The 888-nt window shown below is 70.0% G+C and carries 1 protein-coding gene; it reads right to left on the reverse strand.

Going from position 1 to position 888, the window contains the following annotated elements; genetic code table 11:
* Nucleotides 1-888 (reverse strand): Ig-like domain-containing protein (locus F6X53_RS31825; RefSeq protein ID WP_244965646.1); only part of this gene is annotated, 888 nt, incomplete at both ends.

Below are 888 nucleotides of genomic sequence, written 5' to 3' on the forward strand. Positions count from 1 at the left end.
GAGACGGCCGGCGCGTGGGCGACCGCCCGGTTGACGTCGCCGACCAGCACGGGCGCCGTGCCGCCGGACCCGCCGTCGCCGACGGTGCCGCCCGAACCACCGGTGCCGCCACCCGTGCCGGTATTCCCATCAGGAGCAGCCGCGACAACGACATTGATGGGAGTGGAGCCCGTGCTCACGTTCCCAGCCGCATCTGTCAGCTGGACTGAGAGGTTGTGCTCTCCTACTTCAAGCGGGTTGGTCGGGCTGACCGTGAAGGTCCCATTTGGGTTCACGACAGCCGTGCCGACTGGCGTAGATCCCTCCAGCAACGTCACGGTAGCGCCCGCTTCCGCCGTGCCCGTGATGGTAGGTGTCGTGTCCGTGGTCGTGCCCGGCAGGGGTGTGACCGTCGGCGCGACGGGCGCGGTGGTGTCGATCGTGACGGGCGCGGCTGCGGAAGCCGGCGAGAGGTTGCCGGCCGCGTCCCGCGCCGTGGCGGTCAGGTTGGCGGTACCCTCCGGCAGGGCTGCCGTCGGTGTGAGGCTGAAGCTGCCGTCCGGTCCGGCCACGACCGAGCCGAGCACGCTCGTCCCGTTCGAGATCGTCACCGTCGAGCCTGCTTCCGCCGTTCCGGTGATCGTTGGTGTCGTGTCGTTCGTCGGTCCCGCGGAAACCGTCAGAACAGGAGTGGAGGGAACAGCCGCATCGATGGTCAGGGCGACCACTGCCGATGCACCCGAGACGTTGCCGGCCGTGTCCTGCGCGGTGGCGGTGAGGCTGTTGGCGCCCTGCGCCAGCGGGGTGGTGGGGGTGAAGCTGAAGACGCCGTTGGCGCCGGCTACAGCGGTGCCCAGCACCGTGCCGTTGTCGGAGATCGTGACGGTCGTGCCGGCTTCCGCCGTACCG

This window comes from Methylobacterium soli (assembly GCF_008806385.1).
Taxonomy (GTDB): domain Bacteria; phylum Pseudomonadota; class Alphaproteobacteria; order Rhizobiales; family Beijerinckiaceae; genus Methylobacterium; species Methylobacterium soli.